17 protein-coding genes are annotated in these 22,446 nt (G+C 30.3%); 16 read left to right on the forward strand and 1 reads right to left on the reverse strand.

Translation table 11 applies throughout. The annotated features are described in order from the left end of the window. Window positions 1-16: 16 nt before the first annotated feature. The 10 genes from csaB to QMG30_RS14770 all read left to right on the forward strand — a co-directional run bounded on the left by csaB (window position 17) and on the right by QMG30_RS14770 (window position 11,518). Window positions 17-1,111, forward strand: coding sequence for a polysaccharide pyruvyl transferase CsaB (gene csaB / locus QMG30_RS14725; protein WP_281816631.1), 1,095 nt, complete (start codon window positions 17-19; stop codon window positions 1,109-1,111). 45 nt (window positions 1,112-1,156) lie between these two features. Beyond that, entirely contained in the window at window positions 1,157-1,879 is a 723-nt protein-coding gene (locus QMG30_RS14730) for a WecB/TagA/CpsF family glycosyltransferase (protein WP_281816634.1), read from the forward strand. A 39-nt stretch (window positions 1,880-1,918) separates the two neighbouring features. Beyond that, window positions 1,919-2,788: a YitT family protein gene (locus tag QMG30_RS14735; RefSeq protein ID WP_281816635.1), complete on the forward strand. Its 870-nt coding sequence runs from the start codon at window positions 1,919-1,921 to the stop codon at window positions 2,786-2,788. A 479-nt stretch (window positions 2,789-3,267) separates the two neighbouring features. After that, window positions 3,268-4,380 carry an ABC transporter ATP-binding protein gene (locus QMG30_RS14740; RefSeq protein ID WP_281816637.1) on the forward strand — a complete coding sequence of 371 codons (1,113 nt, stop codon included), beginning with the start codon at window positions 3,268-3,270 and terminating at the stop codon, window positions 4,378-4,380. Window positions 4,381-4,799: 419 nt separating this feature from the next. Next, window positions 4,800-5,891, forward strand: a complete 1,092-nt coding sequence (locus QMG30_RS14745) for a PucR family transcriptional regulator (protein ID WP_281816639.1) — start codon at window positions 4,800-4,802, stop codon at window positions 5,889-5,891. A gap of 216 nt (window positions 5,892-6,107) precedes the next feature. Continuing rightward, window positions 6,108-6,794 (forward strand): cell division ATP-binding protein FtsE, encoded by a 687-nt coding sequence (ftsE, locus tag QMG30_RS14750; RefSeq protein ID WP_281816641.1) that lies wholly within the window; start codon window positions 6,108-6,110, stop codon window positions 6,792-6,794. After that, window positions 6,784-7,695, forward strand: coding sequence for a permease-like cell division protein FtsX (gene ftsX / locus QMG30_RS14755; protein ID WP_281816643.1), 912 nt, complete (start codon window positions 6,784-6,786; stop codon window positions 7,693-7,695). Before ftsE ends, ftsX begins: the two co-directional genes overlap by 11 nt. A 35-nt stretch (window positions 7,696-7,730) precedes the next feature. Beyond that, window positions 7,731-8,861, forward strand: a complete 1,131-nt coding sequence (locus QMG30_RS14760) for a murein hydrolase activator EnvC family protein (RefSeq protein WP_281816645.1) — start codon at window positions 7,731-7,733, stop codon at window positions 8,859-8,861. 106 nt (window positions 8,862-8,967) lie between these two features. Then, a complete protein-coding gene (locus QMG30_RS14765) occupies window positions 8,968-10,203 on the forward strand; it encodes a S41 family peptidase (protein ID WP_281816647.1) in 1,236 nt (411 codons plus the stop codon). Between the two features lie 52 nt (window positions 10,204-10,255). Beyond that, the gene (locus QMG30_RS14770) at window positions 10,256-11,518 is read left to right on the forward strand and encodes a PDZ domain-containing protein (protein WP_281816648.1); all 1,263 of its coding nucleotides are present in this window, start codon (window positions 10,256-10,258) and stop codon (window positions 11,516-11,518) included. Window positions 11,519-11,621: 103 nt separating this feature from the next. Here the strand turns inward: QMG30_RS14770 and pdxS are convergent, their stop codons facing one another. Continuing rightward, the gene (pdxS, locus tag QMG30_RS14775) at window positions 11,622-12,494 is read right to left on the reverse strand and encodes a pyridoxal 5'-phosphate synthase lyase subunit PdxS (protein WP_281816650.1); all 873 of its coding nucleotides are present in this window, start codon (window positions 12,492-12,494) and stop codon (window positions 11,622-11,624) included. Window positions 12,495-12,945: 451 nt separating this feature from the next. Here pdxS and uvrB point away from each other — a divergent pair, with 451 nt between their 5' ends. The 6 genes from uvrB (at window position 12,946) to QMG30_RS14805 (ending at window position 22,431) form a co-directional block, all read left to right on the forward strand. Then, on the forward strand, window positions 12,946-14,928 hold the full coding sequence (uvrB, locus tag QMG30_RS14780) for an excinuclease ABC subunit UvrB (protein WP_281816651.1): 1,983 nt from the start codon (window positions 12,946-12,948) through the stop codon (window positions 14,926-14,928). Between the two features lie 57 nt (window positions 14,929-14,985). Then, complete coding sequence (gene uvrA, locus QMG30_RS14785; RefSeq protein ID WP_281816652.1) at window positions 14,986-17,817, forward strand: excinuclease ABC subunit UvrA; 2,832 nt, start codon at window positions 14,986-14,988, stop codon at window positions 17,815-17,817. 581 nt (window positions 17,818-18,398) lie between these two features. After that, window positions 18,399-19,097, forward strand: coding sequence for a PHP domain-containing protein (locus tag QMG30_RS14790; protein WP_281816654.1), 699 nt, complete (start codon window positions 18,399-18,401; stop codon window positions 19,095-19,097). Window positions 19,098-19,561: 464 nt separating this feature from the next. Then, window positions 19,562-20,041, forward strand: coding sequence for an NADH-quinone oxidoreductase subunit NuoE (nuoE, locus tag QMG30_RS14795; protein WP_281816656.1), 480 nt, complete (start codon window positions 19,562-19,564; stop codon window positions 20,039-20,041). Window positions 20,042-20,219: 178 nt separating this feature from the next. After that, a complete protein-coding gene (locus QMG30_RS14800) occupies window positions 20,220-20,615 on the forward strand; it encodes a (2Fe-2S) ferredoxin domain-containing protein (RefSeq protein WP_281816657.1) in 396 nt (131 codons plus the stop codon). Window positions 20,616-20,637: 22 nt separating this feature from the next. Beyond that, window positions 20,638-22,431 carry an NADH-quinone oxidoreductase subunit NuoF gene (locus QMG30_RS14805; protein WP_281816659.1) on the forward strand — a complete coding sequence of 598 codons (1,794 nt, stop codon included), beginning with the start codon at window positions 20,638-20,640 and terminating at the stop codon, window positions 22,429-22,431. Window positions 22,432-22,446 lie beyond the last annotated feature (15 nt).

Raw genomic sequence — 22,446 nt, forward strand, 5'->3', positions numbered from 1 at the left:
AGAAATGGGTGTTTACATGATAAATATTGTAATCTCCGGATATATTGGTTACAGTAATTGCGGTGACGATGCAATACTATTAGCTATATGTGAAGGAATTAGAGAATTGAATATAGAAGCTAATATCACAGCTCTATCTAAAAATCCAACAATTACTATGAGAGATAATAATATAAAATCAGTATATAGATTTAATTGGAGAGAAGTAGCTAGAACTATAAAGAATGCTGACATTATAATAAGTGGTGGAGGAAGTTTGCTTCAAGATACTACAAGTACTAGATCATTACTATATTATTTAGGGATAATAAGATTAGCTAAATTCCATAATAAAAAAGTTATGTTGTATGCTAATGGAATAGGACCAATATACAAAAAAATTAATAGATTAATGACTAAATACATAGTTAATAAGGTGGACCTAATAACACTTAGAGATGATCTTTCCAAACGAGATCTGGATAGTATGAAAGTCACTAAGCCTAAAATCCATGTTACCGCAGACCCCGTATTTTCTATGAACATTAATAAAAAAAGGTATAAAGATTTACTGAAGGATAATAATATTCCACTAGATAAACCTTTAGTAGGTATATTATTTAGAGAATGGAAAAACATTAATTACGAAGAAATCATTGCTAATGTATGTGATGAACTAATTGCCAATAAAGATGTAAATATAGTTTTTATACCGATGGAGTACAAAGAAGATATTGATATCAGCAAACGTATCGCTAGTAGAATGAAGCAAAATTCATATGTGTTAGATGAAGATTTGGATTCATCATCCATTATAGGTGTTATAGGTGAAATGCATATGATACTTAGTATGAGACTACATGCTTTGCTATTCGCTGCACTGAGTAGTGTACCAATGGTTGGATTTGTATATGACCCAAAAGTCAGTTGCTATTTAGATTTATTGAAAATGCCGTCAGCTGGTAATGTTAAGGAGTTAAATAAAACTTATATTAATGATATTGTGAATGATGTTTATAATAACTACGATAAATATGTTAATCAATTAGACGAAATAAAAGTTGAGATGAGAAAAAAATCAGAGCTTAACAATAAATATTTGTTGGATTTAATAAATAGTAATATAGATTAAGAAAATAAAAATAAGACTATATTTTATGAAAGGATAAATATTAATATGAAAGTTGATATTTTAGGAGTAAAGATAGACGATTATACTATGGATGAAGCTGTTAAAAAAGTGAGTCAGTATATTAACAGTGATAAAAAATATAAGATTTATACTCCTAATCCTGAATTTGTTATTGCAGCAAATGAAGATGAAGAGTTTAAGGATGTCCTTAATAAAGGTGATCTGGTTATACCTGATGGTATAGGTATTGTTATGGCTTCTAAAATAATGAAAAAAAGTATAAAAGAGCGCGTAGCAGGATATGATCTTCTTCAAAAAGTCTTTAACGAAATTAAGGATACCGATAAAACTGTCTATTTATTTGGTGCTGCAAAAGGAGTGGCAGCTAATGCAGCAAGTAAAATGCAACAACTTCATAAAGGGTTAAATATTATCGGTTATCATGACGGATATTTTGATGAAGATGAAGAAAAATTGATAATGGAAACTATCAATTCTCTTAAGCCAGATTTATTACTTGTAGGTTTAGGTGCTCCAAAACAAGAAAAATGGATTAATGAAAATATCAATAATCTAAATGTAAAAGTCGCTATAGGAGTTGGCGGAAGTTTTGATGGGATGGCAGGTAACGTAAAAAGAGCTCCAATGATATATCAAAAATTAGGTTTAGAGTGGTTTTATAGACTCATAAAACAACCTACAAGGATTAAAAGAATGATAAAATTACCTATGTTCTTAATTAAAGTTATTGTACATAGAAAAAAATAATTTATTTTTACCTAATTTTTATACAGAAGGAGTAAAATTATGGAATTAACAAGTAAGCGAAAACCTATTATTGATTATTTTATCATAATTGTAGGAGTGACTTTATTAGCAATTGCGCTAAACATGTTTTTTATCCCTCTTGACCTCGTTACAGGGGGAGTTACCGGTTTGGCGATAATAGTCAAGAAGTTAACTGAGAATATTGTTCCTGGTGGAGTAGAACCATGGATAACTAATATTGTCATTAATATTCCATTGTTTTTAACAGCTGTAATCATAAAAGGTAAAAATTTCGGTGGAAGAAGTTTATTTGCAACTATGTTTCTATCGTTAGCCTTAATATATACAGCTTATTTACCTCCTGCTACCAATGATATGTTACTGGGAAGTGTATTTGGTGGAGTTGTTTCTGGTGCTGGTCTAGGGTTAGTTTTTTCAGCTTTTTCAACTACTGGAGGTACTGATTTGGCAGCCACCATACTACAACATTATATTAAGCACATTTCTGTAGCACAATTGATGTTGATGCTAGATGCATTAATAATCGTGGGTGGCTATTTCATATTTGGTATTGAGAAAGCTATGTATGCCTTGGTTGCAGTATTTATTACAGCAAAAATAGTTGATGCATTCCTAGAAGGTATTCACTTTTCCAAAGCTGCATTAATTATATCTGATCATAACGAAGAAATATCAACTGAAATCATGAAGCGACTAGATAGAGGAGCAACAGGATTACAAGGAAGTGGCAAATTTTCTAAGAAGAACAAAGAAATACTTTTATGTGTGGTATCTAAAAAAGAAATTGTCAAGTTAAAAGAAATTGTTAGAGAATTTGATAAATCTGCATTTGTAATAGTTGGTGATGTAAAAGAAGTACTTGGCGAAGGTTTTATAGAATATAAGTAGGTAAAAATAGGTTTTTAAAATTAATTTATGGATAGGAAAAATATATAAAAAAAAGTTATAGATTTATATATATTTACTTATTATAATATTTCTATATATAAGTTGACTAATAATTGAATTTTGTATAATGCAAAATTTTTATAGTCCTGTTAATATTCATCAATATTATATAAGGTGGATTTCGCAAGAGTTACATAATTTACTGCAACTTTTTGGGTAAATCATACTAGAAACTATATTGTATACAATGTAACACATTAAGAAATTAGGCATTATATATAGAATTGCAATTTATGAAATAAATAATATATATATAAGTATTAATAAAAACAAGCAATATACAAATTAAACAAAATAAAAACAGGTAATTTGTTTAATTAACCTATGGTATTGACACCTGAAATATAGTATATTATCATACGTAAGATACATACAGAGCCGGAAAATTACAAAAAAAACCTTAAGGGGGCTAATTTATTATGGCAAGCTTATCATTAAAAAATATTAAAAAAGTATATGGTCAAGGAGTAACAGCTGTACAAGATTTCAATCTTGAAATTGGTGACAAAGAATTCATCATCTTTGTTGGTCCATCAGGTTGTGGTAAATCTACAACACTTCGTATGATTGCTGGACTAGAAGAGATCACAGAAGGTGAATTATACATTGGTGAAAAATTAGTTAACGATGTTGAACCAAAAGACAGAGATATTGCAATGGTTTTCCAAAACTATGCGTTATATCCTCATATGACTGTATATGATAATATGGCGTTCGGATTAAAACTTAGAAAAACTCCAAAAGCAGAAATTCAAAAAAGAGTTACAGAAGCTGCTAGGATATTAGATATAGAACATTTATTAGATCGTAAACCAAAAGCTTTATCAGGTGGTCAAAGACAACGTGTTGCTATGGGTCGTGCTATTGTTCGTGAACCAAAAGTATTCTTAATGGATGAGCCTCTTTCAAACTTGGATGCGAAACTTAGAGTTCAAATGAGACTTGAAATTTCTAAACTACATCAAAGACTACAAACAACAATCATATACGTAACTCATGACCAAGTAGAGGCTATGACATTAGGTACTCGTATTGTTGTTATGAAAGATGGAATTATCCAACAAGTAGATACTCCAACTAACTTATATGAAAGACCAAAGAATTTATTTGTAGCTGGATTCATTGGATCACCACAAATGAACTTCATTGATTGTAAAGTAGCTAAAAATGGTACTGGTGTTGATTTATTATTTGAATCAAACAAAATCACTTTATCAGATGTTAAAGCTAAAAAATTAATTGATGGTGGATATATTGGAAAAGAAGTTGTTATGGGTATTCGTCCACAAGATATTCATGATAGCCAAATTTTCTTAGAGTCATCACCAAAGAGTATTGTTATGGCTGATGTTAATGTTACTGAAATGTTGGGTTCTGAAACATTCTTATATGTTGTTGTTGATGGTTATGATATGACAGCACGTGTAGATCCAAGATCAAAAGCTAAACCAGGTGACAAAATAGAGTTAGCTATTGATTTAAATAGAATTCATGTATTCTGTAAAGAAACAGAAAAAACTATTACTAACTAATCGAATTAATGTAGATATGTAATAGATAGATATTAGCTTAAAATTATGTCAATAATCAAAAGGGAATGTAATATATTACATTCCCTTTACTTATCTACTAAAAAAATATTACAATGTTATTTAGTAATTGTTACCCTCTAATTGAATAATACTGCTAATATCGTATCATGAAAAATGAAAAAAATATAAATATTTGTATAATCATTATTAAATATTAATAATATTTATGAACTTTTTGTAAATCATTAAGAGGAAATACACAAAATTACGTATTCCCTCTTTTATTTTTGTAGATTTTGCTATAAAATATATAATAAGGGAAATAGTAAAGCTTAAAATTGGAAATAATTCTAATAACAAATATTTTATTCACTTATATAATATACTTTTCAATACTAAATAATAAGGGAGAGAAATAAATGATATCAAACCAAATTATTCAAAACACCATTGAAGGACTTAAAACAATAACACGTATTGATATAAGTGTTATAGATCCAGATGGGAAAATATTAGCAACAACTGAAGAAGGAAGATTAGAGGAATACAATTTTGCAGTACCGGATTTTGTGAGATCTCAAGCAGACAGTCAATTAGTTTTAGGTTATCATTTTTTTAAAGTTTATGATGATCATAATGTAGAGTATGTAGTTTCAGCAAAAGGAGAAGCAGAGGATGTATATAAAATAGGGAAGATTGCGTCTTTCCAAATTCAAAATCTTTTAGTAGCTTACAAAGAAAGATTTGATAAAGATAATTTTATCAAGAATCTATTGCTTGATAATCTACTACTAGTAGATATATACAACAGGGCGAAGAAACTTCATATTGAAACAGATGTTAGAAGAGTGACTTACTTAGTAGAAACTAAATTCGAAAAGGATAACAATGCCCTAGAAATAGTTAGAAGTATATTCCCTCTAAAAACTAAAGATTTTATTACTGCTGTAGATGAGAAAAATATTATTATCGTAAAAGAATTAGAAGAAAACGATACGAATGAAGATATAAACAAGATTGCCAAAGTAATACTTGATACATTGAATACAGAAGCTATGAGTAGTGTCTATGTATCTATGGGTACAGTAGTAAATGATATAAAAGATGTATCACGTTCTTACAAAGAAGCTAAAATGGCATTAGAAGTGGGTAAAATATTCTATCAGGATAAGTATATTATTGGTTATAACAACTTGGGTATTGGAAGGATTATCTACCAATTACCTTTACCTCTTTGTCAGATGTTTATAAAAGAAATATTCCATGGTAAATCACCTGATGATTTTGATAAAGAAACTATTACTACAATTAACAAATTCTTTGAAAATAGTTTAAATGTATCAGAAACATCAAGACAACTATATATTCACAGGAATACACTAGTTTACAGATTAGATAAATTACAGAAAAATACTGGCTTGGATTTACGTATATTCGAAGATGCTATTACATTCAAAATAGCTTTAATGGTTGTTAAGTATATGAAATTCATTAGTGAATCAGAATATTAATTTATAGAAATACAGAAATATGAAGGGAATGTCTTGCTAATACAGTTTATCAATATATGATTAGACATATCATATCTAATTTATTAATGATTATATATCTAATCCTGTAATTGATCACTAATAAGATAAAGTGTATTTGGGGACATTGCCCTAAGTTTTTGTAGGATTGTTTACAAATGATAAAACAGTTTATTATAAGTAGTTAGGAGGATAATATTGATACGTCTTGAAAACATTACAAAGATATATCCCAATGGGGTATGCGCTTTGAATAATGTGTCATTGGGAATAGAAAAAGGAGAATTCGTTTTTATAGTTGGCAATAGTGGTTCTGGTAAAACGACATTAATAAAATTATTAATGAAAGAACTAGAGTCCACTGAAGGAAAATTATTTATAGATGATAAAGATATAACTAGATTAAAAAGACGTTATGTTTCTACACTTAGAAGAAACATAGGAGTTGTATTCCAAGATTTTAGACTACTTGATAAAATGACAGTATATGACAATGTTGCTTTTGCGTTAAAGGTTACAGAAGCATCAAGTAAAAAAATAAGAAGAAGTGTACCTATGGTATTATCTATGGTAGGTCTATCAAAAAAAGCGAAAATGTACCCCACAGAAATATCGGGAGGAGAAAAGCAAAGGACAGCATTAGCTAGAGCAATTGTAAATAATCCACCTATTTTGATAGCAGATGAACCAACTGGTAATCTAGATCCTAATAATTCATGGGAAATAATGAAATTACTTACAGAAATTAATATGAGGGGAACTACGGTAGTTGTTGTTACTCACGATAAAGAAATGGTTAATGCAATGAAGAAGAGAGTTATAACCCTTAATAATGGATGTATTGTAAGAGATGTGCAAAGGGGAGATTACGGGGATGAAGCTTAGAACAGTAGATTATTGTTTTAAACAAGGAGTTATTAATTTATTTAAAAATAGGTTAATGTCCATTGCTTCTATTGGTACAATCGCAGCTTGTTTGTTTATAGTAGGTATTTTTTATATTGTTGCAGCTAATGTTGGATACACACTTCAAGAAGCAGAAAGTAATCTAGGAATTGCTGTTTTTCTAAAAGAAGACATCACTGATGCTGAAATAAAAAATATTGAAGCTATGGTAAGTAAAAGAGAAGAAGTAAAATCAATTGAGTACATATCACCAGAACAAGCGTGGAATGACTTGAAGGATACTGTATATAAAGACAATAAAAATCTCCTTGTAGGATTTGATGGGGAGAATAATCCGCTTAAGGATTCAGATAACTTCCAGGTGAAAATCAATGATATAGAAAAGCAGGAAGCATTAGTACAATACATACAAACATTAAAAGGTGTTAGATTCGTTAAACAAGAAAAAGATATCACTGAAGTTATAAAAGGATTTAATAATTTCATAAATTATATGAGTATAGTTCTAATAATAATACTAATATTTATATCTGTTTTCTTAATATCCAACACTGTAAGGATAGCTATATCAGTTAGAAAAAATGAAATCAATATAATGAAATATCTGGGAGCGAAAGATTTTTTCATTAAATTTCCTTTTATCATAGAAGGAATGTTGATAGGAGCTGTTGGGGCAATAATTCCACTAGCTATAATATATTTCTTATATGATTATGTGATTAGTAAGATTAATGTCAAATTTATAGTTATTAATCAATTTTTATCGTTCATGGATGTAGGACAGATATATTCTATATTGATACCTTTATCCTTGGTGATTGGAATTGGAATAGGCATCGTAGGAAGCAGAATTACTATAAGAAAACATTTAAGAGTATAGTCTTATAAAAAATATTATTAATAATGGAGGAATATATGAAAAGAGTAATTAAAAACTGTGTTATCATATTACTTTTGTTTATGGTTCCAACAACAATTTTTGCTTCTTCCTATCAGCAACAATTGAAGGACCTGGAACAACAGCAAAAAGATAATAAAAGTGAGATCAATAAGTCAGAAGAGATTATTAAGAGTCTTGATAAGGAGATTCAAGAAATTGTACGTAGGGTTCAACAATTAGATATCCAGATAGATGAATATAATAATAAGATAGGAGAATTGCAACAACAACAAAATGATAAAGAAAAACAAATAGAAGTTATTAATCAAGAGTTGGAGGTTGCGAAACAAAAAGAAGAAAAATATTTCAATACTACAAAAGAACGTATTAAAGTCATGTACGAGCAGGGTGATTCAGCTTATGCGGAAGTGCTTCTAGGTTCAAAAGACTTAAGTGACTTTCTTACTAGAGTAGAATACGTTAATGCATTGGTTGAGTATGATACCAATATGATAGAAGAATTACAACTAATTAGAGATGATATAGAAGACAAAGAGATACAACTTGAAGAAGACAAAGAACAGATAGTAGCACTAAAAAAAGAAAATACTCTTCAACAGAAGTCACTTAAGGATATCCAGTCTACTAAAGAAAAAGAAATGTTAATATTGGGAGAGAATAAAAGTGTAGCACAATCTGAATTGAATGCTAAAGAGAAAGAACTTGCTAAAATAGAAAAATCTATTGACAGTATTAAAAGTAAATTAGTATATGCTGGTGGAAAAATGACATGGCCAACATCTAATCATTATATAACATGTCCTTTCGGCAATAGGATACATCCAGTTACTAAGAAGCCTTCATATCATACAGGGATAGATATAGGTGTTGGTATGGGTACATCTGTGAAGGCAGCTAGTAGCGGCGAAGTTACATATGCAGGTTACAGTAGTGTATGGGGAAAATACATTTATGTTGACCATGGAAGTGGATATGTTAGTATATACGCACATAACTCAAAACTCCTTGTCAAAAAAGGAGATAAAGTAAAAGGTGGACAAACTATTTCTAAATCAGGTAATACAGGATTATCAACAGGCCCTCACTTACATTTCGGTATAAGAAAAAATGGGAAGTGGATACCTCCACTAACTATGCTTAAATAAAATTCAATATAATTGCAAAAAACTGCTAATGCAGTTTTTTTGCTATTATGGAATAATACTAACTCAAATACAATACAATATTATTAGTATAATAAGGAGAATCAATATGACTGAAAAAAGAAAATTCATGCATGGATTAGTCATTGGTATGGCTATTATCCTTGTAATAGACGTAATATATTTTAGTGGAAAAAAATTAATTCAAAACTTTGAACATGAAAAAGGTTATCAAGTTATAAAATCGGGATACCATAGCCGAGAGGAAAAATTACATGATATTCTTTCTTACGTTGATGATAGATATTATTTTGAAAATGATTATGCAGAAGATGATTTATATGAAGGGGTTTATCAAGGATTTTTGGGTGAATTAAGAGATCCATATACTGTATATTATACAAAAAAAGAATATGAAGAGTTTCAAGTAGATACGTCAGCAACTTATGAAGGAATCGGTTCAATAGTAACGTATCAAAAAGATACACAACAATTAATGATACTATCACCATTTATTGGTTCACCAGCAGAGAAAGCAGGCTTACTTCCAGGAGACATTATAAGAAAAGTAGATAATGAAAGCATACAAGGCCTTAAAATGGAAGATGTAGTTGCTAATATGATTAGAGGGAAAAGAGGTACAAAAGTAACATTAAGCATTTATAGGGCATCAGATAATTCAAATATAGATATAGAAATAACGAGAGATGTTATTACTGTACCTACTGTATCACATGAAATGTTAGAAGATAATATAGGTTATATACGTGTTACTGGTTTTGAAGAAGTAACATATGACCAATTTAAAGAAGCTCTTGATGACCTCAACCTTAAAGGACAAGAAGGATTGATTATCGATCTTAGAAATAATCCTGGAGGACTTTTGAATATAGTAATAGAAATGGCTGATGAGTTATTACCAGAAGGCTTGATTGTCTATACAGAAGATAAAGAAGGATATAGAGAACAAGCATCTTCTGATGATCTTAGAAAATTTACTAAACCACTAGTTGTCTTAGTTAATGAGAATAGTGCTAGTGCATCTGAGATATTATCAGGTGCTATAAAAGATAGTGGTATAGGTACAATTGTTGGAACAACTACATTTGGTAAAGGATTAGTTCAAAGGGTATTCCCACTAGAAGATGGTTCAGCTATTAAAGTAACAATTGCCAAATATTATACACCTAATGGTAATTATATTCATGGTAAGGGAATAGAACCTGACGTGGAAATAGATATTCCAGAAGAATTGAAGAAGAAGTTGGTAATTGAAAGGGAACAAGATACACAATTTAATAAAGCAGTTGAAGTTATGAAAGAAAAAATAACAAAAGAAAAATAAACTACTAAAGAAATAAATAAGTGAATTTAATGGTATAAATAGGGGAGCATATATGAATCCATTGTTAGAAATAATCCATATTACTTTATTATCTATTTCAAGAGCTTTGTTCAATTTTTCATTCATATTAGTAATATGGATATTGTATATATTGATTAAAAAATATAAAAGTGTTAACATATATAATTTTGATAATTCCAAAACCGTTATAAATGCACTTGTGGAATCAATTCTTCAGGGAATAATTATTGGGATAATTGGTAGTCTGATAATAGCAGTTATCGGGCTTCCAATTAATTTAACTTATTATCTGATATTTTTATTACCTCTTGCTCTGATATTATCATTAATAAATATAAGATATTTATGTTTTTCATATGCAGCATCTGTTATGGGAGTTCTTTCATTAATATTCAGAGGGCAGATAATATTTGGAATAACACTTCCTAATATTAATATAAATATTAGTGGATTATTAGCTTTGGTAGGTATCTTACATCTAATGGAAGGCATATTGATTTTTTTTGTTGGAGCTGATGACCCTATTCCAATAATTGCTAAGAAAGACGGAAAGATTGTATTAGGTCATCTCATGCAGAAATATTGGCCTTTACCCATAGCAATGCTTGTTTTGTCAAAAGGGGGAATATCAGGTTCAGAAATTGTTCAGATGCCTGATTGGTGGCCGTTATTGAAAGATATACCAAAAGATGTCATTACATATTTTTATGGATTAGTACCTTTTGTTGGAGCTTTGGGTTATAGTAGTATTACATATTGTGAAGAACCAAAAAAAAGGAGTAAAAAGACAGCAGTAAGATTGATGATTTACAGTATACTGCTGATAATATTATCAATTTATTCAGTGGGTAGTCTATTCCTACAAATAGTGGGTACGATACTTATGGCAGGTATACATGAAGGTATGATTCTATATGAGCAATATATAGAAAGTAAAAAAGAACCTATTTATACCATACCTAAAAAAGGTGTAAGGATAATGGGCATTACTCCAGAAGGTGCTGCATCACAAATGGGTATGCAAATAGGAGATATAATAACTAAAATCAATGGTATCAATGTACTTAACACCCGTCAATTCAGAGCAATTTTGAAAAATAGCTTTACATTCCTATGGATAGAAGTGCTACATATAAATGGTGATATGGAAACTTATGAATTTAAAGCATATCCAGATGGTATTACCGATCTGAAAGTAAGGTTGATGCCAGAGAATCCAAGAATAATATATAGACATGAAAGTGTGCAGAAAATAGGATTGTTCCATATAATAAAAAATAAATTAAGAAAATGATATTATATGCTTTGCAAAATAAAAGATAGAATGACCTATTTTTATTTATGCAAAGCATTTTAATATAAAAACAAATTCTAAGTATATTCAACTAATGTTGGTTTCATCTGCCAGCTAACCTTTCTTCTTCTTTTAAAAACTCAACTGCGATTCCGCTCATTGGTTTTCCTAAATCTTCGGAAAGCTCTGCTAACATTTCAGGATTGTTAAAATTAGCTACAGCACCAACAATGGATTTAGCTCTTTTTTCAGGATTACCTGATTTGAATATTCCCGATCCAACAAAAACACCGTCACATCCTAATTGCATCATTAATGCAGCATCAGATGGCGTAGCTATTCCTCCTGCTGCAAAATTTATCACTGGAAGTCTTCCATTCTCATGTACATATTTCAATAGATTGTAAGGTGCTCCAATTTCTTTTGATGCATTCATGAGTTCACCTTTATTTAATGATACTATTTTTTTGATTTCTGATGTCATTGTACGCATATGCTTAACTGCTTCAATAACATCTCCAGTACCTGCCTCTCCTTTTGTTCTGATCATGGATGCTCCTTCGCCGATTCTTCTTAACGCTTCACCTAGATTTCTTGCTCCACAAACAAAAGGAATTTTGAATTTCTCTTTATCAATATGATAGATATTATCTGCTGGTGACAAAACTTCACTCTCATCAACATAATCAATATCTAGAGCCTCAAGAATCTGAGCTTCTACAAAATGACCTATTCTTACCTTCGCCATTACAGGTATCGAAACAGCTTTTTTTATGCCTCTAATCATTTTAGGATCTGACATTCTTGCAATTGAGCCATCACGTCTTATATCAGCTGGTACTCTTTCTAAAGCCATAACTGCACATGCTCCGGCTTTTTCAGCAATAACAGCTTGTTCGGGAGTTGTTACATCCATAATAACTCCACCTTTTAACATTTGATTTAGATTTATAACTGATTCATTATTTCTATTCATAATAAAATCCTCCTAATTAATTATATTTGCACACTTAATAAGCTAGCTGAAAAATACTAACTTAAGTTTTAATTTTAGAACTTGTTAAAAATCTTTCTAGAGCTCCATAAAAATATTGGTAGTAAATATCATTGCAACGATTACTATACTAACAATATATTATAAAACTGTATGTTTTAAAATGTACAGTTTGCCATTATTTAACATGGTCAGTTAATATGAGATGGATAATATTTGCACAAACATATGTTTGCATTTTTTTATTAATGTGATATAATAGTTAAGACTAAAAATAATGACTAGTAGATACATAGATGAAATGGATTTTATTAAATAGATAAAACTGTAATTATTTTTGTATTATTTCTAGGAACAATCATAAGAAGATTGAATTTATTATCTAAGCTATTTTGATAATATGTAACGTATATAAAGAAAAAGAGGTGATAATATGTCTAAATTCGAGATCCATTCTAAATTTCAACCTACAGGAGATCAGCCCAATGCAATAAAAAAATTGGCTGGTGGTTTCAAGAGAGGTAAGAAATTCGAGACTTTACTAGGAGTTACAGGTTCAGGAAAAACATTTACCATGGCACATATTATTAAGGAATTAAAAAAGCCTACATTAATTATGGCACACAATAAAACTTTAGCCGCTCAATTGTATAGTGAATTTAAAGAATTTTTTCCTAATAATGCTGTAGAGTATTTTGTTAGTTATTATGATTATTATCAACCAGAAGCATATGTCCCTCATACAGATACATTTATAGAAAAAGATTCATCAATCAATGAAGAAATAGATAAATTAAGGCACTCTGCTACAGCGTCTCTTGCAGAAAGAGATGATGTTATAATTGTGGCAAGTGTTTCATGTATATATGGTCTTGGAAGTCCTATAGATTACAAGAATATGGTTCTTTCATTAAGACCGGGAATGATAAAAGATAGAGATGAGATATTAAAAAAATTAGTTGATATTCAATATATGAGAAATGATATGAACTTTGTCAGAGGTACTTTTAGAGTGAGAGGCGATGTGATAGAAATATTTCCAGCAGCTTCAACTGATAGGGCAGTAAGAGTAGAATTATTCGGTGATGAAATAGATAGGATAACAGAGATAAATGTAATTACTGGAGAAATACTGGGGTATATGGAACATATAGCTATATTTCCTGCGTCACACTATGTAATTGAAACAGATAAAATAGAAAAGTCCATAAGGTCTATAGAAGAAGAGAAAATTCAAGTAGTTAAATCTTTTAGGGAAAAGGATAAATTACTAGAAGCTCAGAGAATAGCCCAGAGAACTAATTACGATGTTGAAATGATTAGAGAAACTGGTTTTTGTTCAGGTATAGAGAATTATTCAAGGCACTTGACTGGATTACCACCAGGAGCACCACCACATACCTTAATTGATTATTTCCCTGACGATTTTTTATTGATTATAGATGAGTCGCATATGACTGTTCCACAGGTAAGAGGTATGTATGCAGGTGACCAATCCAGGAAATCCACATTGGTTGAATATGGTTTTAGATTACCTTCAGCTAAAGATAACAGACCATTGAATTTCAATGAATTTGAAAGAAAATTAAATCAGGTACTATTTGTTTCTGCAACACCAGGACCATATGAAAACGACCATAAACAATTGATGGCTGAACAAATTATTAGACCGACAGGTCTATTGGATCCTAAAATTGAAGTGAAACCAGTAAAAGGACAGATAGATGACCTTATATCCAATGTCCAAAAAGAAGTGGAAAATAAAAATAAAATATTAATAACTACATTAACTAAAAGAATGGCGGAAGATCTAACGGATTACATGAAAGAATCTGGCATACGTGTTAGATATCTACATTCAGATATTGATACTTTAGAAAGAATTGAGATAGTACGAGATCTTAGAATGGATGTATTTGATGTTCTTGTAGGTATAAATCTACTTAGAGAAGGATTAGATATACCTGAAATAACTTTAGTGGCGATACTTGATGCAGACAAAGAGGGATTTTTGCGTTCAGAGACTGCTCTAATTCAAACAGTAGGACGTGCTGCAAGGAATGTAGAGGGAAGAGTTATTATGTATGCAGATATTATTACAGATAGTATGAATAGAGCAATTACAGAAACCAACAGAAGAAGAGATATACAGAAAAAGTATAATGAAGAGCATAATATTACTCCTACAACTATAAGCAAACCTGTTAGAGATATAATTAGTATCACTCAAGTAGCAGAATCAGAAGCGACATATGAATTAAATAAAGATCCGGAATCTATGAGTAGAGAAGAGTTGGAGAAAAAGATTTTGAAGTGTTCAAAAGAAATGAAACAAGCTGCTATGGACTTGCAATTTGAAAGAGCAGCTCAATTAAGAGATGAATTATATGAACTAAAAAAACAGTTAGATGCTTGATATGAGGTATTAATTGATGATGTAATAAATTACTAGAATTAAATAAGAGGTGGTCCTATGGGAAAAGATACGATTGTAATAAAAGGTGCAAGAGAACATAATCTGAAAAATATTGATTTAACCATTCCAAGAGATAAATTTGTTGTATTTACTGGACTCAGTGGTTCAGGTAAATCTTCTTTAGCATTTGATACGATATATGCTGAAGGACAGAGAAGATATGTGGAATCATTGTCTGCTTATGCCAGACAGTTTTTAGGGCAAATGGAAAAACCAGATGTTGATAGTATAGAAGGACTATCCCCTGCAATATCTATAGATCAAAAAACGACTAGTAGAAATCCACGTTCAACAGTAGGAACAGTAACAGAGATATATGATTATCTAAGGTTATTATATGCAAGAGTCGGTATACCACATTGTCCCAAATGTGGAAAAGAAATAAACAGACAGACTGTTGACCAAATGGTAGATATAATAATGAAATTAGAAGAAAGAACCAAAATAATGGTAATGGCTCCTGTAGTAAGAGGAAGGAAAGGGCAACATATCAAATTACTGGAACAGGCTAAAAAGAGCGGTTATGTCCGTGCCAAGATAGATGGAAATATGTATGAGCTATCTGAAGAAATAGTCTTAGATAAAAATAAAAAACATACTATTGAAATTGTAATTGATAGATTGATAATTAGAGAAGGTATAGAGAAAAGGCTAACAGACTCTATTGAAACTGTTATGAAATTGACTGGTGGATTATTAGTGATAGATGTTGTTGAAGGTAAATCTATGTCATTTAGTCAGAATTTTTCATGTCCTGACTGTAATATAAGTATAGATGAAATAGAGCCTAGGTTATTTTCATTTAATAATCCTTTCGGAGCTTGTCCAGAATGTCATGGTCTAGGATTCAAAATGAAATTCGATCCTGAACTGATTATCCCTAACACAAAGTTAAGTATAATTGAAGGAGCTATAGTTATTCCAGGTTGGGCTTCGGCTTCTAATGAAGATAGTCATGTAAGAAGAATGTTCGAGGCATTAGGTAAAAAATATAAATTCAATATAACAACACCTTATGAAAAATATCCACAGGAAATCAAAGATATAATTATGTATGGAACTAAAGGTGAAAAATTTATTGTCAAGTATAAATCAGATAAAGGCATGGGACAATATGAAACAGTATTTGAAGGTCTTGTTACGAGCTTACAGCGTAGATACAGAGAAACAACATCTGATTATATGAAACAGGAATATGAATCTTTTATGACGAATACACCATGTAATGCATGTGATGGAGCAAGATTAAATCCTATTGCTTTAGCTGTTACACTGGGAGGTAAAAACATATCACAGGTTACAGAGATGTCAATAAGAGATATTAAAGCTTTTTTTGATAATATTCAGTTAACCAAAAGACAGCTTATTATCGGTGAACAAATATTAAAAGAAGTAAATGCAAGAATAGGTTTTTTAGTAAATGTAGGTTTAGACTATTTATCTTTATCTCGTTCGGCTGGTACTTTGTCAGGTGGGGAAGCTCAGAGAATAAGATTGGCTACACAGATTGGTTCTGGATTAGTTGGAGTCGTGTACATACTAGATGAACCTAGTATAGGACTTCATCAAAGAGATAATGAAAAATTGCTTAAGACACTAAAAAGATTAAAAAATCTTGGAAATACCTTAATAGTAGTTGAGCATGATGAAGAGACTATGTTTGAAGCTGATTATATTGTTGATATTGGGCCAAGAGCTGGAGAACATGGTGGAGAGGTTGTTGCAGAAGGTACTGCTAAACAAATCATGAAGGCGAAAAACTCTATAACAGGTGCATATCTTAGTGGAAGAAAGAAAGTAGAGATACCGGATACAAGAAGAGAAACTAATGGAAAATGGATTAATATAAAAGGTGCTGCTCAAAATAATCTTAAGGATATAGATATAGATATACCACTTGGAATTTTTACATGTGTGACAGGAGTATCAGGTTCTGGAAAAAGTTCTTTTGTAAATGAAATATTATATAAAAGACTTGCTAGAGATCTTAACAGATCAAAAATAAAACCAGGCAGACACATGAATATGTTAGGGCTAGAATATTTAGATAAAGTCATAGCCATAGATCAATCACCTATCGGTAGGACACCAAGATCAAACCCTGCTACATACACAGGAGTATTTGATCATATTAGAGATATATTTGCCAGTACAGCAGAAGCTAAAATGAGAGGATATCAAAAAGGTAGATTCTCATTTAATGTGAAAGGTGGACGTTGTGAAGCATGTAGAGGTGATGGTATCATAAAAATAGAAATGCACTTTTTACCAGATGTCTATGTACCATGTGAAGTGTGTCATGGCAAAAGATATAATAGAGAAACATTAGAGGTTAAATATAAAGGTAAAAACATATCAGAAGTATTGAACATGACAGTTGAAGAAGCATTGAAATTCTTTGAAAACATTCCTAGAATTCAGAAAAAACTTCAGACATTATATGATGTGGGTCTATCGTATGTAAAATTGGGACAGCCATCTACAACACTTTCAGGGGGAGAAGCTCAGAGAGTGAAATTAGCTACGGAATTAAGTAAAAGAAGTACAGGAAAAACAATGTATATATTAGATGAACCAACGACAGGATTACATTTTGAAGATGTCAATAAACTAATTACCATATTACAACGTCTAGTAGATGCAGGTAATTCAGTAATTGTAATCGAACATAACTTGGATGTAATTAAAACAGCAGATTATATTATTGATATGGGACCTGAAGGTGGAGATAAAGGTGGAATCGTTATAGCAAAAGGTACACCTGAAGAGGTTGCAGAAAATGAAAAGTCATATACAGGACAATTTTTAACTAAAGTATTTGAAAAGTAATTAATAATATCACTTATAATATATAAGTATATCACTATATATTATAAGTGCTTTTTTAATCTTATAGGGAATCACTACTTTTTAAGCATATGAAATAGGAGCGTTTTCATATGTGCTAAGGAAAATTTCCTGACGGACAAATCCGTTTTGCAGAACAAGGCATAGTCTCTTTTGTTTAGAAATAAAAATTCACTCATAATAATTTTTCTTGAGATTTCCATAGCACATACTTTATTAAATGAAGTATGCATTAAAATACCTATATAATAAATTTATTTTCAAAATAAATATTTCACAATATATTAATAAAAAAAAGAAAAAAAAATAATTCCTTAAGATAAAAAATAATACATCAGCTAATAGAAAAATTATACAATTATTGGTATTAATTTACTTATTATATTATGTTTTTTTGTTGAAAAACTTGATTTTCATGGTATAATAAAAGTGTTATAGAAAACAAATAAAAGAGATATAGTTTCTTTACTTTTAATACTATTTTTGTTATAATAACTCCGATATGTGTATGTTATAATTGATAAAATATTAACAAAATTATAATTATTATATGGAGCGGTTTTATGAAATTATACTATGATTTCCATATTCATACAGCTCTTTCACCTTGTGGTGATGATAGCATGACACCTAATAATATCGTAAATATGGCATTAATTAATGAGCTAGATGCTATTGCCATAACGGACCATAATACTGCTGAGAATCTTGAGGCAGTTATGAAAGTAGCGAGAGGTAAAGATATTATTGTTATTCCAGGTATTGAAATTGAGACAAAAGAAGAAATACACGTTATTGGTTTATTTCCAAACTTACAAAGTGTATACAATGTTCAAAACATTATATATAGTAAGTTGCCTTATATTAAAAATAAACCTAATGTAGTTGGTAATCAATATGTCCTGAATGAGAATGATGATATAATGAAGGAATTAGATAGATTCCTATTGATATCAACATTATTATCATTAAATGAAGTAATAAAATTAATTAAGGACAATAATGGTATAGCAGTTCCCGCTCATATTGATAGGCCTAGCTATAGTATTTTATCTAACTTAGGATTCATCCCAGACGACTTGAATACTTCTATACTTGAAATTTCTAGATTTTCTAACTTAGATGTTTATAAGAAACAGTACAAAGACTATCAGATTATACAATCTTCAGACGCCCACGAGTTGGGGTATATTGGCATTACTAAAAATTATTTAGAAGTTAAAGAAAAAAATATTGAATCAATATTTAACATATTTAATTAATAAAGATGATCAGTAATTGTAGATTAAAAAATTGTTAAAAATATTTATTTTACTTAATAAAAAAATAAGTTAATAAATATACATTTATCAATTTTTTTAACTCATAAAATAGTTTGATTTATATCATTAAATCAATGAATATTGAAATTAGCAGGTATTTAAATGTTATTAATTAAACACATTATCGCATATTTAAACATGGAAAAATTATATAACTTTATTTATTAAGTTTTATTACTCGTATACTTTATTAAATAAAGCTGATTGATTGAAACATTTAATTATATTAACTTATATTTAGATAATCGGATGTAAAATATGTAGAAAAAAAAAGATTAATATAATATAACACCAGAAAATGGTAAAAATGTAGATTTTCGTGTTAAATATATAACTTTGGTTTATAATTAATAAATTACTATAATTTGTTAATCATTTACATTATATAATAAGGAGGTAAGCAAATGGCAGCTAACACAGCATTAACAGATGAAAAGTTCCAGGAATTGGAGCAGTATATTGATGCAATGCCAACTACAAAAGGTGAACTAATACGTGTATTACACAAGGCACAAGGAATTTTTGGATACTTACCAAAAGAAGTTCAAAAATTTGTAGGGAAAAAATTAAAAATTTCAACAGCAAAAGTTTATGGAGTAGTTACTTTCTATTCTTACTTTACAATGACACCAAAAGGTGAACATAACATTTCAGTATGTATGGGTACAGCTTGTTATGTTAGAGGTGCTGAAGATGTTCTTAATGAAATCAAAAAAGAAATAAAAATTGATGTTGGAGAAACAACAGAAGATGGCAAATTTTCCCTTCAATCACTCCGTTGTGTAGGGGCTTGCGGACTTGCTCCAGTTGTTATGGTTGGCGATAAAGTCTATGGTCGTGTAACTCCAGATATGATCAAAGATATTCTTGCAGAATACAAATAAGTGTAATCCTATATAAGTTGAATGAAATTGATTGAATATTAAGTAAATTCAACTTGTTAGCCAAATAAATATATTGAACAAAAGTATAGTTATGAGATTATATATAATTCTTAATAGGTATAAACACTTGATTTTATTTTGAAGATTCTAGTTCAATGTATATAAAGGAGGAAAAATAATGGCAAAAATCAAATCATTTGAAGAGCTAAAAAAAATCAAAGAAAAAGTTCAGTCAAATGTAGAATTAAGAGAAAAAGGCGAAAATATTGATAAATTAGTACAAGTTAAAGTTGCTATGGCAACATGTGGTATAGCTTCAGGTGCTAGAGAAGTTATGAACTTCATAATTGATGATTTGGCAAAACAAGGAATCAAGAATGTAGTTGTAACTCAAACTGGTTGTATGGGATATTGTTATGCTGAACCAACAATAGAAGTTACTATGCCTAATAGTGAACCAGTGGTATATGGTAATGTAACAATAGATAGAGCAAAAGAGGTTATTGAAAAACATATTAAAAATGGCGAGTTAATTGATGGAATAATCCCTGTAACTCATAAAACTATTGAATAAAAAAAGTTAGGAGGCTCAAAAGATGTCTAACTATAAAATGCATATATTAGTTTGCGGAGGTACAGGATGTAAATCTGCGAATTCTGATAAAATAGTTGATAATCTAAACGAACAGTTAAAAATCAACAATATGGACCAAGAGGTTAAGGTACTGAAAACAGGTTGTTTCGGTTTCTGTGAAAAAGGTCCAGTTGTAAAAATTGAACCAGATAATACATTTTATGTTCAAGTACAACCAGAAGATGCTGAAGAAATTGTAAAAGAGCATATTGTAAAAGGTAGAAAAGTAGAAAGATTATTATACGAAGATCCTGAAACAGAAGAAAAAGTTAGTAATTCCAAGCATATGGATTTCTATAAAAAACAAATGCGTATTGCACTTAGAAACTGTGGTTTCATAGATCCAAGTAATATTGAAGAATACATTGCACGTGATGGATATCATGCATTAGGAAAAGTATTAACTGAAATGACTCCAAAAGAAGTTATTAATGTAGTTAAGGAATCTGGACTTAGAGGCCGTGGAGGCGGAGGATTCCCAACAGGATTAAAGTGGGAATTTGCTAGTAGATATGAAGCAGATCAAAAATATGTAGTATGTAATGCCGATGAGGGAGACCCAGGTGCATTTATGGACCGTTCTATCCTTGAAGGAGACCCACATAGTATTGTAGAAGCTATGTCAATCTGTGGTTATTCTATTGGAGCTACAAAAGGTAAAGTATATATTCGTGCAGAGTACCCACTAGCAATCAAACGTCTTCAGAAAGCTATTGATGATGCAAGAGAAGCAGGATTGTTAGGTACTGATATCATGGGTACTGGTTTTGAATTTGATATAGAACTTACATATGGTGCAGGAGCATTCGTATGTGGGGAAGAGACAGCACTTATCCATTCTATGGAAGGTCTACGTGGAGAACCAACTACTAAGCCACCATTCCCAGCGGAATCAGGATATTGGGGCAAGCCTACTAATGTTAATAACGTAGAAACATTTGCTAATATTCCAGTTATTATATTAAAAGGTGCAAATTGGTTCAATAAAATAGGTACAGAAAAATCAAAAGGAACAAAAGTATTTGCCTTAGCAGGTAAAATCAATAATGTTGGACTTATCGAAGTTCCTATGGGAACAACACTTAGAGAAGTTATCTATGATATCGGTGGAGGAATCAAGAACGGAAAGAAATTCAAAGCTGTTCAAACAGGTGGTCCTTCAGGTGGTTGCTTAACAGAAAAAGACTTAGATACACCTATAGATTTTGATAACTTAATTGCAAAAGGATCTATGATGGGTTCTGGTGGTATGATTGTTATGGACGAAGATAACTGTATGCCAGCAGTAGCTAAATTCTATCTAGAATTCACAGAAGAAGAATCTTGTGGTAAATGTACACCTTGTCGTATTGGAACTAAACGTCTAGCTGAACTATTAGAATTAATTACTACAGGAAAAGGTACAATGGAGCACTTAGACGAGCTTAAGAGATTAAGTCGTGTAATTAAAGATACAGCTCTTTGTGGCTTAGGTCAAACAGCACCTAACCCAGTATTATCTACATTGGATATATTCTGGGATGAATATGTAGCTCACGTTAAAGATAAAACATGTCCAGCAGGTAACTGTAAGAAATTATTGAAATATTATATTCAAGAAGATAAATGTATTGGTTGTACTGCATGCTCAAGAGTCTGTCCAGCTAATGCTATTTCAGGTACTGTTAAACATCCACATACTATCGACCAAGAAAAATGTATCAAATGTGGTGCTTGTATGGATAAATGTAAATTCGGAGCAATTATTAAGAAATAATAAAAGTGAATACTT

The sequence above is a fragment of the Vallitalea longa genome (genome assembly GCF_027923465.1).
In the GTDB taxonomy this organism is placed as follows: Bacteria; Bacillota; Clostridia; order Lachnospirales; family Vallitaleaceae; genus Vallitalea; species Vallitalea longa.

Coding starts and splice junctions, on each gene's coding strand:
- QMG30_RS14770 (WP_281816648.1), top strand. CDS start 10,256: ATGAATCCATTGTTAGAAATAATCCATATTACTTTATTATCTATTTCA.
- csaB (WP_281816631.1), top strand. CDS start 17: ATGATAAATATTGTAATCTCCGGATATATTGGTTACAGTAATTGCGGT.
- nuoE (WP_281816656.1), top strand. CDS start 19,562: ATGGCAGCTAACACAGCATTAACAGATGAAAAGTTCCAGGAATTGGAG.
- pdxS (WP_281816650.1), bottom strand. CDS start 12,494: ATGAATAGAAATAATGAATCAGTTATAAATCTAAATCAAATGTTAAAA.
- uvrA (WP_281816652.1), top strand. CDS start 14,986: ATGGGAAAAGATACGATTGTAATAAAAGGTGCAAGAGAACATAATCTG.
- QMG30_RS14790 (WP_281816654.1), top strand. CDS start 18,399: ATGAAATTATACTATGATTTCCATATTCATACAGCTCTTTCACCTTGT.
- ftsX (WP_281816643.1), top strand. CDS start 6,784: ATGAAGCTTAGAACAGTAGATTATTGTTTTAAACAAGGAGTTATTAAT.
- QMG30_RS14745 (WP_281816639.1), top strand. CDS start 4,800: ATGATATCAAACCAAATTATTCAAAACACCATTGAAGGACTTAAAACA.
- QMG30_RS14730 (WP_281816634.1), top strand. CDS start 1,157: ATGAAAGTTGATATTTTAGGAGTAAAGATAGACGATTATACTATGGAT.
- QMG30_RS14765 (WP_281816647.1), top strand. CDS start 8,968: ATGACTGAAAAAAGAAAATTCATGCATGGATTAGTCATTGGTATGGCT.
- QMG30_RS14805 (WP_281816659.1), top strand. CDS start 20,638: ATGTCTAACTATAAAATGCATATATTAGTTTGCGGAGGTACAGGATGT.
- uvrB (WP_281816651.1), top strand. CDS start 12,946: ATGTCTAAATTCGAGATCCATTCTAAATTTCAACCTACAGGAGATCAG.
- QMG30_RS14800 (WP_281816657.1), top strand. CDS start 20,220: ATGGCAAAAATCAAATCATTTGAAGAGCTAAAAAAAATCAAAGAAAAA.
- QMG30_RS14735 (WP_281816635.1), top strand. CDS start 1,919: ATGGAATTAACAAGTAAGCGAAAACCTATTATTGATTATTTTATCATA.
- QMG30_RS14740 (WP_281816637.1), top strand. CDS start 3,268: ATGGCAAGCTTATCATTAAAAAATATTAAAAAAGTATATGGTCAAGGA.
- QMG30_RS14760 (WP_281816645.1), top strand. CDS start 7,731: ATGAAAAGAGTAATTAAAAACTGTGTTATCATATTACTTTTGTTTATG.